The organism is uncultured Campylobacter sp., assembly GCF_905372745.1.
Lineage (GTDB): Bacteria > Campylobacterota > Campylobacteria > Campylobacterales > Campylobacteraceae > Campylobacter_A.
The window spans coordinates 25,941-38,392 of the sequence record NZ_CAJPQR010000013.1 but is presented as its reverse complement, the minus strand read 5'-3'; the positions used below and the strand labels follow the sequence as shown (position 1 = coordinate 38,392).

At 47.9% G+C, this 12,452-nt stretch carries 17 protein-coding genes; 7 read left to right on the top strand and 10 right to left on the bottom strand.

Features of this window, described 5'->3' with window-relative positions; genetic code table 11:
• Positions 1-127: 127 nt before the first annotated feature.
• The 3 genes from QZ157_RS05365 to QZ157_RS05355 are packed head-to-tail and all read right to left on the bottom strand — an operon-like array spanning position 128 to position 1,690.
• On the bottom strand, positions 128-709 hold the full coding sequence (locus QZ157_RS05365) for an SCO family protein (protein WP_295142812.1): 582 nt from the start codon (positions 707-709) through the stop codon (positions 128-130).
• A 28-nt stretch (positions 710-737) separates the two neighbouring features.
• Positions 738-1,199 (bottom strand): hypothetical protein, encoded by a 462-nt coding sequence (locus QZ157_RS05360; RefSeq protein ID WP_295142809.1) that lies wholly within the window; start codon positions 1,197-1,199, stop codon positions 738-740.
• A complete protein-coding gene (locus tag QZ157_RS05355; protein WP_295142806.1) occupies positions 1,199-1,690 on the bottom strand; it encodes a copper chaperone PCu(A)C in 492 nt (163 codons plus the stop codon). Before QZ157_RS05355 ends, QZ157_RS05360 begins: the two co-directional genes overlap by 1 nt.
• Before the next feature lie 131 nt (positions 1,691-1,821).
• On the opposite strand from QZ157_RS05355, the gene QZ157_RS05350 reads away from it, so the two are divergent.
• Genes QZ157_RS05350 through QZ157_RS05340 form a run of 3 tightly spaced genes read left to right on the top strand, consistent with a single transcriptional unit; the run spans position 1,822 to position 3,994 of the window.
• The gene (locus QZ157_RS05350) at positions 1,822-2,757 is read left to right on the top strand and encodes a L,D-transpeptidase family protein (protein ID WP_295142804.1); all 936 of its coding nucleotides are present in this window, start codon (positions 1,822-1,824) and stop codon (positions 2,755-2,757) included.
• The gene (gene cmeU, locus QZ157_RS05345; RefSeq protein ID WP_295142801.1) at positions 2,758-3,000 is read left to right on the top strand and encodes a CmeU family protein; all 243 of its coding nucleotides are present in this window, start codon (positions 2,758-2,760) and stop codon (positions 2,998-3,000) included. It abuts the gene before it with no gap.
• Positions 2,993-3,994: an alanine racemase gene (locus QZ157_RS05340; protein ID WP_295142796.1), complete on the top strand. Its 1,002-nt coding sequence runs from the start codon at positions 2,993-2,995 to the stop codon at positions 3,992-3,994. The genes cmeU and QZ157_RS05340 overlap by 8 nt, the downstream gene beginning before the upstream one ends.
• Positions 3,995-4,505: 511 nt before the next feature.
• Here the strand turns inward: QZ157_RS05340 and QZ157_RS05335 are convergent.
• The 7 genes from QZ157_RS05335 to ribA form a co-directional block, all read right to left on the bottom strand.
• Positions 4,506-5,342 carry a TIGR01777 family oxidoreductase gene (locus tag QZ157_RS05335; RefSeq protein ID WP_295142794.1) on the bottom strand — a complete coding sequence of 279 codons (837 nt, stop codon included), beginning with the start codon at positions 5,340-5,342 and terminating at the stop codon, positions 4,506-4,508.
• A 147-nt stretch (positions 5,343-5,489) separates the two neighbouring features.
• Positions 5,490-6,365: a zinc metalloprotease HtpX gene (htpX, locus tag QZ157_RS05330; RefSeq protein WP_295142791.1), complete on the bottom strand. Its 876-nt coding sequence runs from the start codon at positions 6,363-6,365 to the stop codon at positions 5,490-5,492.
• Between the two features lie 23 nt (positions 6,366-6,388).
• A complete protein-coding gene (locus tag QZ157_RS05325; protein ID WP_295142788.1) occupies positions 6,389-6,724 on the bottom strand; it encodes a hypothetical protein in 336 nt (111 codons plus the stop codon).
• Positions 6,721-7,098, bottom strand: a complete 378-nt coding sequence (locus tag QZ157_RS05320) for a hypothetical protein (protein WP_295142785.1) — start codon at positions 7,096-7,098, stop codon at positions 6,721-6,723. Before QZ157_RS05320 ends, QZ157_RS05325 begins: the two co-directional genes overlap by 4 nt.
• Complete coding sequence (locus QZ157_RS05315) at positions 7,095-7,319, bottom strand: PP0621 family protein (protein ID WP_295142783.1); 225 nt, start codon at positions 7,317-7,319, stop codon at positions 7,095-7,097. The genes QZ157_RS05320 and QZ157_RS05315 overlap by 4 nt, the downstream gene beginning before the upstream one ends.
• Entirely contained in the window at positions 7,309-7,866 is a 558-nt protein-coding gene (gene rsmG, locus QZ157_RS05310) for a 16S rRNA (guanine(527)-N(7))-methyltransferase RsmG (protein WP_295142780.1), read from the bottom strand. Before rsmG ends, QZ157_RS05315 begins: the two co-directional genes overlap by 11 nt.
• On the bottom strand, positions 7,856-8,428 hold the full coding sequence (ribA, locus tag QZ157_RS05305) for a GTP cyclohydrolase II (protein WP_295142777.1): 573 nt from the start codon (positions 8,426-8,428) through the stop codon (positions 7,856-7,858). Before ribA ends, rsmG begins: the two co-directional genes overlap by 11 nt.
• A gap of 61 nt (positions 8,429-8,489) precedes the next feature.
• On the opposite strand from ribA, the gene hemB reads away from it, so the two are divergent.
• The 4 genes from hemB (at position 8,490) to hemN (ending at position 12,450) form a co-directional block, all read left to right on the top strand.
• On the top strand, positions 8,490-9,461 hold the full coding sequence (hemB, locus tag QZ157_RS05300) for a porphobilinogen synthase (RefSeq protein ID WP_295142774.1): 972 nt from the start codon (positions 8,490-8,492) through the stop codon (positions 9,459-9,461).
• 196 nt (positions 9,462-9,657) lie between these two features.
• On the top strand, positions 9,658-10,587 hold the full coding sequence (gene argF, locus QZ157_RS05295) for an ornithine carbamoyltransferase (protein ID WP_295142771.1): 930 nt from the start codon (positions 9,658-9,660) through the stop codon (positions 10,585-10,587).
• Positions 10,588-10,600: 13 nt separating this feature from the next.
• Positions 10,601-11,092 (top strand): DUF2603 domain-containing protein, encoded by a 492-nt coding sequence (locus QZ157_RS05290; RefSeq protein WP_295142769.1) that lies wholly within the window; start codon positions 10,601-10,603, stop codon positions 11,090-11,092.
• The gene (gene hemN / locus QZ157_RS05285) at positions 11,089-12,450 is read left to right on the top strand and encodes an oxygen-independent coproporphyrinogen III oxidase (RefSeq protein WP_295142766.1); all 1,362 of its coding nucleotides are present in this window, start codon (positions 11,089-11,091) and stop codon (positions 12,448-12,450) included. The genes QZ157_RS05290 and hemN overlap by 4 nt, the downstream gene beginning before the upstream one ends.
• Positions 12,451-12,452 lie beyond the last annotated feature (2 nt).

Here is a 12,452-nt window from a genome sequence, read left to right as displayed (position 1 = left end):
ATTTAATGAAACTATACAGCGGGCGAGCTTAAAAAAATATTGACTTAAATCAACTTTCGTAATAATTTGATATATAAAAATGAATCTGCGTTATAACGTAACACGGGATTTATAAAATCGCGAGCCGTTATTTCTCTAAATTTTCCAATGTTTTTTTGATATTTTGCGGGGTTAAATTTGATATTTCTGCTACGAATTTACCGTTTTTGTCTAGTACGTAGAGCGAGGAGCTGTGTGCGACGGAGTACTCCATGGCAGACTTTTCCAGTAGGACTTTTTGGTATTTTACGCCGTAGTTTTTAGCGACTCCCGGTAGGTCGTTTACTACGACGCCGTATGAGTCCGGATAAAAGTATTTTGCGTATTCGTCCACGTTTTTTGGCTCGTCGCGCTCCGGGTCGAGAGTAACGAAAACCACGACGATATCGTCTCTTTTAAGCTCGTTTAACACGCCTGAAAGGATACCTAAAGTTGCGGGGCAGACATCCGGACACGAGGTATAGCCAAAGTATATGATCTTATTTTTACCTTCAAAGCTCTTTAGACTCACCGCGCCGTTTGCACCCTTACCGGTAAAATCATAATTTTTTTGACCCTCGGCGACGTTTGCGCCTTGGCCGTTAGGGGCGTATTTGTTTGAGTAGAGTGCGAGATAGCCTGCGCCAAGAACCGTTAAAATCAGTATAACTGCGATAATAAGCTTTTTCATTATCCGCCCTTTTAAGTAAAATTTGCGTCTATTGATGCAAGTCGAAGTCTATATAAAGCCCGCTTTTTTTGCCGTTTTCCAGCACCTCGAAACGGTATCTCATGATGTTTATCAGGCATGCGCTTAGCACGACGTTTGATACGTAGGCGTTGTCGCGCTTTTCGACTTCGGCCTTGATGACGCCCATATCCATATTTACGCCGTGGATCTCAAGGCTCGGGTCTTTAAACCCTTCTAGCCCCTCGATGCGCACGATCGTGGGTTGCATCGTGTAAACTGGCTTTGGCGAGAGGCTAAATTTAACCGTCTTACCGCGAAACTCTACGCCGCAGGAGTGCTCGGCGTTCATATCGCAAGGAAGCGGGGTTAAATTTGCCCCCACGTCCTCTGCGCTCAAAAAGTCCTCTTGCGCTTGCGGTTTAAAAAACAGATACGCCGAGGTCGCAAAAACCCCGACTAACGCGACCAAAACGATGAGAAATTTTTTCATTAATGCTTATGATGTCCGCCGTGATCGTGCGCGCCGTGATCGTGTCCGTGTTCGCCGTCTTTTTTAACGACCGCTTTTGCGACGATGTCTTTTACTTCGAGTTTTTGTCCGTTGTCAAACTCTAGCGTAGCGTCTAGTTTGTCGCCCTCTTTGATCGGGGCTTTTACGTTCATCAGCATCACGTGCAGACCGCCCGGTTTTAAATTCGCCTCTCCCATCGCAGGCACTTCGATGTTTTCTATTTGCACCATTTTTTTCATGCCGTCTACGTCTTTATGCGTATGTATCTCGCCCGTAGCGGCTGCGGGAGAGCTAGCGCCGATTAGTTTTACCGGTTTATCGGTGTTGTTTTTTACGTTAAAAAACAGGGCCGTATTTTTTGCGCCGGGAGGCGTAGCTTTAGCGTAGATATCTGAGATCTCGATATCTGCGGCGTTTGCAAAGCCCAAAGAGGCGACTAACAGCGATAAAGCTAAAAATTTGCTTTTCATTTTTGCATCCTTCTTAATTAGATTTTGATAGCGGATATTGTAACACAAAAACGAGCATTTTTTTTAAAATTAAGAGAAAATGTAATATAATTGCGACCCTTATTACGAAATTACGCAACGTTAGGAAAATTTTGAAAAAACTACTCGGCTTACTTATTTTTTCTATCTTTTTTTCTCAAATTTTAGCCGCCAAGACTCTAGCGGACGAAAATTTGAGGGATGCTAAATACTGGCTGGAAAAGCTAGGCACGGCTGACGTCAGATACGGCTACTACGAGGCTAAGACCAAAATCATCGTCATAAATAAAGCGCAAAAAACCCTGCAAAGCTTCGACTACTCAGGCGGCGCGCTGGAGCAAATTTTCTCACAAAGCGTGATAACGGGCAAAAGCGGGGATAAATTTAAAGAAGGCGACCTAAAAACGCCGGTCGGGGTTTACGACGTCACGGATAAATTTACGCCGCCCGATCCTTTTTACGGGCCGCTTGCGATGTCGCTATCGTACCCAAACGCTCACGACAAGGCCGCACAAAAAACCGGCGGAGGCATATGGATACACGGTCTGCCGATGAAAGGCAAGCGCGAGGATGAAGTAAAAACGCGCGGCTGCGTGGCGTTTAACAACAATGCGCTGGTGAAATTCGGAAAACTGATCGGCAGCGAGGGCGTCGTGATAATCAGCGAAAGCCAGAAGGTAGACGCTAGCAAAGACGACATCGCGCGCGTACTGGCGCATCTGCACGAGTGGCTGCAAGCGTGGAGAGATAATGAGACTAAAATTTACCTCGGCTTTTACGCGGACGAATTTGTAAAAATAGACGGTAAAAACGCGCTAACGAGAGCTAAATTTGCCGAAAATAAAAAAAGAATTTTCGCGCTAAACGAAAAAAAGAGCATAAAAGCGTCAAATTTTAGCGTGACGCCGTACCCGAACACTAAAGGGCAAAATCTTTTTAGAGTGGTTTTTGACGAGGATTATGCAGCGCCTAGTCACGAATTTAAGGGGCAAAAAGAGCTCTACGTGCGACTAGATAAAGATAAATTTAAAATCTTAACGGAGAAGTAAATGCAAGAAAAAAAAGAAATAGTAAAAAATCAGATCGAGGAAATTTTAAAGGCTAGGAGCGAGTTTTTCGCCGAGCTAGACCGCCAAGTGCCAAAGGTTGCGGGTACTGACGTGTTTGATTTCGCGGCGGTTAAGGAGGCCGATCTAAAGGCGCTTTACGCTAAATTTTACTCTTACGATTATAGTATTAGGAAGCTGCTTCCTAACGTTTATGAGGCGTTTGGCGTAAATTTCAATGTCTGAACTCGTTTTAAACAGATCCGCCTATATCCATAATCTAACTAAAATTTGCGCCAAAGCCGGCGGCAAAGATCGCGTGATTTTGGTGCTAAAAGACAATGCCTATGGGCACGGAGCGGCGCTTGTGGGGCGTGAGGCGGCAAGCTACGGTATCAAATTTTGCGCGGTCAAAAACGAAGCCGAGGCGCACGAGCTAGAGCCCTTTTTCGAGCATATTCTTATCCTTTCGCACATCCCTACGGGCGGCGAGAGCGAGAGATTTATCTACGCGGTAAACGACATTTCGCTGATTGCTAAATTTAAACAAGGCGCGCGCGTGCATATCGCCGTCGATACGCTCATGCACCGAAACGGCGTGGCGGTGGGCGAAGTGCGCGCGGCGTGCGAGGCGGCCTTGGCGCACGGACTGCAAATTTGCGGAGCATTTACGCACTTTAGAAGCGCTGAAGAGCTTAGTAGCGATTATTTCGTACAGAGGCAAAATTTCGCCGCAGCAAAAGCCGTGGTGCGCGAAATTTGCGGCGAGGGTTTGGTCTTTCACTCTCACAACTCTGCTGCGACAGAGCGCTTCTGCGAGCTAGCGGACGAGTTTGTGCGCGTGGGTATCGCCGCCTACGGCTACGCGCAGTTTGATGAGAGTTTAGGGCTAAAGCGCGTGGCGTCGCTTTGGGCGCATAAGGTTAGCGGCAGGGTGCTAAAAAAAGGACAATGTGCGGGCTATGGCGCTAAATTTTGCGCGAGCGAGGATATGCAAATCGCCATTTACGACCTGGGCTACGGCGACGGACTGCTGCGCTATGCGGGCGAGGGCGAGCTACGGACAGCGGGCGGACAGAGGTTGCTCGGCAAAATGTCGATGGATAGCTTTTGCTGCGAAGACGCGGGCGATAAAATTTGCGTATTTGACGACGCGCGCGTTTGGGCGGATTTTTTTGGCACGATTAGTTATGACGTCTTGACCAAACTTTCGCCTAGCATCTCGAGGCGGTTTGAGTAAAACTTCTCGCAGGTCCGCTTGAGCGCGCAGACAGCAAGCTCTGCGCGTAGAACTAACGCCAAAAGCTAGCTTTCCAAATTTATGAGCTTAGTCTGATATCTTCAAAAACGTAAATTTGCCATCTGATTCAAAATTTACGCCGAATCTTGCCTATACCAGCCCGCGGTTTTGTAAATTTAAGACATCGTTCGGCAGTCGTAAAAATTTATCGCTTTTTTCTTGGGCGGATCGTGCTAATTTTGCCTAAGCGTCAGGTTTGCTAAATTTTGTTTACCGATTTATAGCCTGCCATATCAGCGGGCAAAGCATTTTATGTTTTAGGGCGTTATCGTATTTGCTTTTATGTTTCTACGCCTGCGTTTTTAAAATTTGGATTTGTGGTAAAATCAGGCGAGATTCTAGCCGCGGCTAAATTTTCGTAGCGGTATCAAATTTACGCTGGATTGGCACGAGCCGCATTTTGCAAAAACTGAAGCGGAACATTTGGCTAAGCAGGCAAAATTATTTAAATTTACTTCAAAATATCCCGAAGCGCTGCTTTTAGATCGCCAAATTTAAAGCTAAATCCGCTCTCTATTAAGGTTTTGGGATAGACTTTCGCGCCTTCAAGCAGCACGCCGGACCACTCGCCAAACATCAAATTTAACGCAAATTTAGGCACTTTAAAAAACGTCGGTCGCCCCAAAACCTCGCCTAAAATTTTAGTAAATTCGCCGTTGGTGCTAGGAGTCGGCGAAACGAGATTAAAAACGCCGCTTTGACGGTTTTGTAAGGTAAATTTAAATACCTCTAGTAAATCAGCGATGTGAATCCAGCAAAACGCCTGCTCGCCGCTACCGATCTTGCCGCCAAGACCGAGCCTAAACGCCGGCAACATCTTAGCCAGCGCGCCGCCTCGCCCTAGCACCACGCCTAGGCGAAATATCGCCGTTTGCGTCCGCGCTTTAGCGGCCTCGCTCTCCCACTCGTATGCTAGCTCGCCCAAAAATCCGCGGTCAAATTTGACCGAGCTCTCGTCGTGACCAAGCCCGTTTTCGTAGAGGCCCACGGCTGAAGCACTGATGAAAAATGGCGGATTTTCTAGCTCGTTTATAGCGCAAACTAGCGTGCGCGTCGTCTCTATCCTGCTTGCGCGAAGACGCTTTTTATAGTCCTCGCTCCATCTGGCCGCGATAGAAGCGCCTGCTAAATTTATAACCGCGTCGCAGCCGCCGATGAGGTTTTTGAGCGCGTCTTTGTCGGCATAAGCTGCTTTCGGGATAGCTACGACCTCGTACCCCTGGGCTCTAAAAAAGCGGCACAGTTCGCCGCCGATAAATCCGCTCGCGCCGTTTACGGCTATTTTCATGTTTTGCCTTTTTGATAAATTTACTTTGACGCGGACGGTCAAATTTGACGCGGCGCGGAGTTAAATTCGGCTTTAACTTAAAACCTGAAGCCAAGCCGTTTTGCTTAAATTTGACGTTAAGACGAGGGCTTAAATTGCCCGTCAAATTTACTTTCTAAAATACCCTTTCACGCCGTTTTCGCCACCTGATTGCGAGCGTAAATTTTCTAGCGCGGCGATGCGGTCTTGGGTACTTGGATGCGTGCGAAACAGCGAGCCCAGAGCGCTTTTTACGCCGCTAAATGGATTTATGATAAACATATGCGCGCTTTGTTCGTCGGCGTTTGCCATCACGCGTCCGCGCGCGTAGTCCTCGAGCTTGCGCAGGGCGCCTGCTAGGTGCTGGGGCTTGCCGGTTATCATCGCTGCGCCCCTATCTGCCTCAAACTCCCGCGCCCGCGAGATCGCCATGCGTATGATCGTGGCGGCCAGCGGCATGATGACGGCTAGAGCGATTAGCATTAGCGGATTTTGCTTGCCCTGACGGTTTGCCGCGCCAAACTGCGCGAAATTTGCCAGTATCGCGATCGCGCCCGCAAAAACCGCCGCGATAGAGCCCGTTAGGATGTCGTAGTGGCGCACGTGGCTTAGCTCGTGAGCTAGTACGCCCTCGATCTCGTCTTTGTTTAGCAGATTTAGCAGTCCTTCAGTCACGGCTACCGCGGCGTGGCTGGGGTTACGACCTGTGGCAAATGCGTTTGGTACGGCTTCCGGGATGATGTAGATCTTTGGCATCGGCAAATTTGCCTTCTCGCAAAGCTCGCGCACGATCTGATAAAGTCCCGTCGCGTGCGCCTCGTCCACGGGCACGGCTTGGTAGTGCTTTAGCACGAGGGTGTCCGAGAAAAAATACGAAAAGAAATTCATCCCAAGCGCAATCAAAAATGCCACCAGCATGCCGCTAGTGCCGCCTATCGCGCCGCCCACGGCTACGAAAAGCAGCATTAGCGCCGTCATCAAAAATGCAGTTTTAAAAAGCTCCATTTGTTTCCTTTGCTCGTAAAATTTTATGAAAATATCTCGTCGCCGTCTTTTATCTTTTTGATAAAGGCAAAAATATCTCGCTCCGCTAGGCGCATCGGAGCCGAGCTTAGCGCGCCTAGATCGTTAAAATAAATAGTATCGTCCGAGTTTAACTTTATGAAAAATCCAAGGTCGCCGTCTTGGCCTATCATATAAAAATTTGGCTCGTAAAGCGCTACTTCGTATGTTTCGTTTCGCTCAGCTAGAGCCGCGCGCCCGTATAGATAAGTGCCCGCTCCCGCTTCGTTAAAAACGTCTATGCACTCTTCGTCGCCGAGATCCTCTAAAAATTTTAGATATAGCGGCGGAAATTTTATCATCGTTTATCCTTGCCTATTACGGCGGTTTTAAATATCGCGACGTCCGCGCCAGTCTCGCTAAGCACGGCTAGCTCGTTTTCGCTTTCTACAAAGGCGCAAATTTGAGCGTCAAATAGATAATCTTGCGCTAACTTTGCCGCTTTGCCGGCAAGCTCGCGGGGCACGATGATAAATTTCGCTCCGGCTGCGTTTGCGACGATGATCTCGTTTAGATTTTCAGCTTCGACGCTAAACTGGGCGCCGAACTCCTGCGCACGCTTTATCGAGGCTGCGTCAAATTTAAATAAATTTTGCTTGCCTGCTTCGATCTGCCGGGCATTCTCGCGCCAAAATAGCGGCTCGTACGGCACTAGCTCGTGGCCGATTAGTTTCATTTTTTATCCTTTATGCAGTCCTCGCAGATATACCCGCTGCCGCTTATTACGGCGTCTTTGGCCTCTATAAAGGTGCCGCATTTTTTGCATTCGACGAAATTTTGGGCCTCTTTGTCCTCTTTTTTTGCGCCGCCTTTTACGCCTCTTTTGACGCGGGTTTTAAAAAATATCATATAAATCGCGATTAAAACCGCAAAAAAAGCCAAAATTTTAAATAACATCGCCGCCCTTTATAAATACGTAATTTCGGTTCCCGCGCCCGTAAATTTGAGCTTTGAGCCCGTCTAGCTCGCTTTGTACGCTGCTTCCTTTGTAAAGTAAAATTTGAGTTTGCGCGTCAAAAAACCCGTCGCAAATCCCAAGCAAATCTTTCGTTTTCATTAGCGCGCGGCTAGTGATGAGCTGCGCCGTAAAGGGCTCGCCGTCCTCGATCTTACAAGATTTTACGCGGACGTTGGTTAAATTTAGCTCGGCCTTGACGTAGCTTAGAAACGCCGATTTTTTCGGGCCGGGTTCAAAGAGATGCCACTCGCACTCCCTTAAAATCATCGCGAGAAATATCGCTGGAAAGCCCGCTCCGCTACCCACATCAATCGCCGTTTTGGCGCCCCAAATTTGCGGGAAAATTTCAAGCGGAGCTATGCTGTCGGCGATCTGCTCGTTTAAATTTTTGTAGCTAGTTAGGCTGTGCACGCGGTTAAATTTAGCCAAAATATCGCTAAATTTCGCCGTTTGCGCATCAAAGTCCCTCGGCAGGTCAATTTTCATCTAGCATATGCCCCATCTGCTCTTTTTTCACGCGTAGGTAGTTTTCGTTAAATTTGTTCGCGTGTATGACGATCGGCACACGAGAGACGATCTGTACGCATTTTAGCCCGGATAATTTTTTTGGATTATTGGTTAGCAAATTTATCTTTTCGATGCCAAAGTGCTTCAAGATAAAATCCACGATCTCATACGTGCGCTCGTCGGCCTTAAAGCCTAGCTGGTGATTTGCCTCGATGGTGTCAAGGCCCTCATCTTGCAGGTGGTAGGCGTTTACTTTGTTTAGCAGGCCGATATTTCGCCCCTCTTGGCGCAGATAGATCACCATACCGCCGTGCTCTTCGATGTATTTTAGGCTGGCTTCCAGCTGGTCGCGGCAGTCGCATTTTAGGCTACCGATCGCATCGCCCGTTAGGCACTCGGAGTGGATGCGGACGTTTACGACCTCGCCGAAAGGTTTTTTAAATATCGCTAAATGCTCCTTTTGCCCCTCCTTAAACGCCTGTATCTCAAACGTCCCGAAACGAGAGGGTAAATTCGCCGTATTTGAAAGCTCGATATTCATAAAATTTTAACTCCTATTATGTTACACTAAGCGTAAATTGTAGCGAAGTAAAAGGAAAATTATGTTTAAACGTTTTAGAAGACTCAGGATAAATCCCGCGATCAGAGAGATGGTGCGCGAAACTAGCGTTAGCGCGAGCGATTTTATCTATCCGCTTTTCGTCGTCGAAGGCAAGGGCGTGAAAAAAGAGATAAGCTCGATGCCGGGCGTCTTTCAGATGAGTTTGGACGAAATTTTAAAAGAGTGCGAAATCGTGCGAAATTTAGGCATAAAAGCGGTTATATTGTTTGGAATCCCTAGCCTAAAAGATAGCGTAGGCAGCGACGCTCTAAGCGACGAAGGCATCATCGCGACCGCTCTTCGAGCGATAAAGGATAAATTTGCGGGTCTTGTCGTGATAACCGATCTTTGCTTTTGCGAGTACACCGATCACGGTCACTGCGGCATCCTAGATCACGTCCACCAGACCGTCGATAACGACGCGACGCTAGAGATCTCCGCTAAACAAGCGCTGATCCATGCTAGAAACGGCGCCGATATGATCGCCCCAAGCGGCATGATGGACGGCATCATCGCTACCTTGCGCGGGGCGCTGGATTCGAGCGGATACGAAAATTTGCCGATTATGGCGTATTCGACCAAATTTGCTTCGGCGTACTACGGTCCGTTTCGCGACGTAGCGGAGAGCGCGCCAAGTTTTGGCGATAGAAAGAGCTATCAGATGGATAGCGCAAACCGTCTAGAAGCCGTGAGCGAGAGCCTAGAAGACGAGGCGCAGGGGGCCGATATCTTGATGGTAAAACCCGCCCTTGCGTATTTAGACATCATCCGTGATCTGCGCGAAGCGACGAGACTGCCGATCTGCGCGTATAACGTGAGCGGCGAATACGCTCTGCTAAAAGCTGCGGAAAAAGCGGGCGTCATTGACTACGAGCGCGTGATGATGGAGACGCTGGTAGGGTTTAAGAGAGCGGGGGCGGATCTAATAATAAGCTATCATGCCAAAGAAGCCGCCGCTTTACTAAGAAAATAGCGGCTTGTCTTTTTGAGCGCTTTTGAGAGAGATTTTTGCTTCGTTGTACTCGCAACTGCGAGCAGAGGAAATTTTAAGTCTGTGGCAGACTACTTGTCTAGCCTTGACTTAAAATTTCTGCACAACATTTAAATCCATCTCACAATACTTCGCCTTAAAAATTTGTGGGCAAATTTGGGAATTTAAAGGGGGCAAAATGCGGCACTTTTTGACGTTAAACGATTTTAGCAAAGACGAAATCATAGAAATTTTAAATTTGGGTTTGCAGATAAAAAAAGAGGCTAAGGTGCGAGATTTTAAGCCGTATCTAAAAGATCAAAAATTGGCGATGATATTTGAGAAAAGTTCAACTAGAACGCGCGTAAGCTTTGATGTAGGGATGAACGAGCTTGGCGGACACGCGCTATTTCTTAGCTCGAGCGATATCCAGATCGGGCGCGGCGAACCGATAAAAGACACCGCGCGCGTGATCTCGCGAATGTGCGATCTTATAATGGCTCGCGTTAATCGCCACGAGACGTTAGAGGAGCTTGCCAAATTTAGCCGCGTACCCGTAATAAACGGCCTTAGCGATAAATTTCACCCCGCACAGCTGATGGCTGATCTCATGACGGCTATCGAATGCGGGCTAAAAATAGACGAGATAAAAGCGGCGTTCGTGGGTGACGGCAACAACATGGCTCACTCGTGGCTGATGCTAGCTAGCAAACTAGGCTTTGAGCTAAGGATCGCAACGCCCGCGGGCTACGAGCCGGACGGCGAAATCGCAAATTTAGCGATGAAAAACGCTCAAATTTCGGGAGCTAAAATTTATCTAACTCAGGACGTAAAAGAAGCCGTATCGGGCGCTAACCTTGTCACTACCGACACCTGGGTCTCGATGGGGCAAGAAACGGAAAAAGAAAAGCGCCTGAGGGACTTTGCCGGATTTTGCGTGGATGAAAATTTGATGAAATTAGCCGCGCCCGGCGCTATATTTTTGCACTGCTTGCCGGCCTACCGCGGATACGAGGTAAGCGAGGCGGTGTTTGAAGCGCATGCGGACGAGATTTTTGCCGAGGCGGAAAATCGCTTGCACGCGCAAAAAGGCGTGATGGTGTGGCTTGATAGGCACCAAAACGGGTAAGTTAAGGAAGTAAATGAAAGAAAAAAATCTACAAAAAACATACGAAAAAATAGACGAAATTTCGGGCGAGCTCGGGATAAAAGAGGGCGATAAAACGATATTTGAGATCGTGCCGACAAGCGATCCGAGTCAAATGAGCCTCAGCCTAAAAAGCGGCTCGTGGGACGGAGTGGAGCCTTGGTTTGGCATTGACGAAAATCAAAATTTACACACGATGGTTTCGTTAAAATCGCTCTCGCAGCTCATCGAAGCCTACCGCAACGTCCAAAAGGAAAATTTCGAGCTAAGGCTTGAAAAGACGATCTGGCAGAACGTGCCGATAGACTTCGCCGACGTTTGGGTCGTGGCGATGGACGAGATACGCAAGATTGCCGCAAAAAATAAAAACAAAAAAAGCATCGACGTAAATTTGGAAAAACTGGTAAAAGGTATCAAAAAGCAGTATCCGAATTTATTCGTCGATATGCAGAATTTAATGAAAAACGCGAGGAATAAAACGCTATGATAGATTTTGACGCTTACGTGAAGTATTCGCGCCCGGGACCGCGCTACACGAGCTATCCGACCGCGCCCGAGTTTAGCGATAAATTTAGCTACGAGGACTACCTGCGGGAGCTAAAAAACCGCGACGCCTCGCGCCCGCTTTCGCTTTATTTGCACCTGCCGTTTTGCCGCAGCGCCTGTTATTTTTGCGGTTGCAACGTAATCTATACGAGCAAAGAGGATCGCAAAACGCGGTACATGCAGTATCTACAAAAAGAGCTCGATCTGCTAGCGGCAAACCTTGATACGAGCGCGCCTGTGCTGCAAATGCACTTTGGCGGCGGCACTCCGACGTTTTACGGCGCGGATCAGCTAGATGAAATCATCAAGATGATAAAGGCTAAATTTAAAAACTTCTCGCCAGAGGCTGAAATCAGCTGCGAAATTGATCCGAGATTTTTAACGCCCGAGCAGCTTGACGTGCTGATTTCGCACGGCTTTAACCGCGTTAGCTACGGTGTGCAGGACTTTGACGAGCGCGTGCAAAAAGAGATCCACCGCATCCAGCCCTACGAGATCACCAAAAACGCCGTAGATATGGCGCGTGCTAAGGGCATAAACTCGATAAATATGGACCTGATCTACGGCCTGCCGTATCAGACGCTAGATAGCTTTAAAGCAACGCTGGATAAGGCTCTGACGCTATCTCCCGACCGCCTGGCGGTGTTTAACTACGCGCACGTGCCGTGGATAAAAAAATCTATGCGCAAATTTGACGAAGCTACGCTGCCTAGCCCTAAAACCAAGCTTGAAATTTTAAAATACACGGCCGAGTTTTTTATAAAAAACGGCTACAAAATGATCGGCATGGATCACTTTGCAAAGCCGTGCGACGAGCTTTTCGGCGCGCTTGCTAACGGCACGCTACACCGCAACTTCCAGGGCTACACGACCAAGGGCGGAGCCGATCTCATCGGCATCGGACTAACTAGCATCGGCGAAGGGCAAAGATACTACGCGCAAAATTTCAAAGACATGGACGAATACGAAAAGGCCCTAGATAGCGGCGTTTTGCCGTATTGCAAGGGCATATATCTAAACGATGACGATCTAATCAGAAAAGCCGTGATAATGAGCCTGATGAGCAACTTTGCGCTTGATATCAAGGCGGTCGAGGATAAATTTGACATCAAATTTTTCGAGTATTTTAAGGATGATTTGGTCGAGCTTGAAAATTTGAGCGAATTCGTAACCGTAACGCCTGAAAAAATCAGCGTAAACGAGACGGGCACGCTGATCATCCGCAATATCGCGATGTGTTTTGACGCGTATTTGAAAAAAATACCGGAAAATTTACGCCGATTTTCTAAAACGGTTTGATG

Coding starts and splice junctions, on each gene's coding strand:
- QZ157_RS05365 (WP_295142812.1), bottom strand. CDS start 709: ATGAAAAAGCTTATTATCGCAGTTATACTGATTTTAACGGTTCTTGGC.
- QZ157_RS05360 (WP_295142809.1), bottom strand. CDS start 1,199: ATGAAAAAATTTCTCATCGTTTTGGTCGCGTTAGTCGGGGTTTTTGCG.
- QZ157_RS05355 (WP_295142806.1), bottom strand. CDS start 1,690: ATGAAAAGCAAATTTTTAGCTTTATCGCTGTTAGTCGCCTCTTTGGGC.
- cmeU (WP_295142801.1), top strand. CDS start 2,758: ATGCAAGAAAAAAAAGAAATAGTAAAAAATCAGATCGAGGAAATTTTA.
- QZ157_RS05340 (WP_295142796.1), top strand. CDS start 2,993: ATGTCTGAACTCGTTTTAAACAGATCCGCCTATATCCATAATCTAACT.
- QZ157_RS05335 (WP_295142794.1), bottom strand. CDS start 5,342: ATGAAAATAGCCGTAAACGGCGCGAGCGGATTTATCGGCGGCGAACTG.
- htpX (WP_295142791.1), bottom strand. CDS start 6,365: ATGGAGCTTTTTAAAACTGCATTTTTGATGACGGCGCTAATGCTGCTT.
- QZ157_RS05325 (WP_295142788.1), bottom strand. CDS start 6,724: ATGATAAAATTTCCGCCGCTATATCTAAAATTTTTAGAGGATCTCGGC.
- QZ157_RS05320 (WP_295142785.1), bottom strand. CDS start 7,098: ATGAAACTAATCGGCCACGAGCTAGTGCCGTACGAGCCGCTATTTTGG.
- QZ157_RS05315 (WP_295142783.1), bottom strand. CDS start 7,319: ATGTTATTTAAAATTTTGGCTTTTTTTGCGGTTTTAATCGCGATTTAT.
- rsmG (WP_295142780.1), bottom strand. CDS start 7,866: ATGAAAATTGACCTGCCGAGGGACTTTGATGCGCAAACGGCGAAATTT.
- ribA (WP_295142777.1), bottom strand. CDS start 8,428: ATGAATATCGAGCTTTCAAATACGGCGAATTTACCCTCTCGTTTCGGG.
- hemB (WP_295142774.1), top strand. CDS start 8,490: ATGTTTAAACGTTTTAGAAGACTCAGGATAAATCCCGCGATCAGAGAG.
- argF (WP_295142771.1), top strand. CDS start 9,658: ATGCGGCACTTTTTGACGTTAAACGATTTTAGCAAAGACGAAATCATA.
- QZ157_RS05290 (WP_295142769.1), top strand. CDS start 10,601: ATGAAAGAAAAAAATCTACAAAAAACATACGAAAAAATAGACGAAATT.
- hemN (WP_295142766.1), top strand. CDS start 11,089: ATGATAGATTTTGACGCTTACGTGAAGTATTCGCGCCCGGGACCGCGC.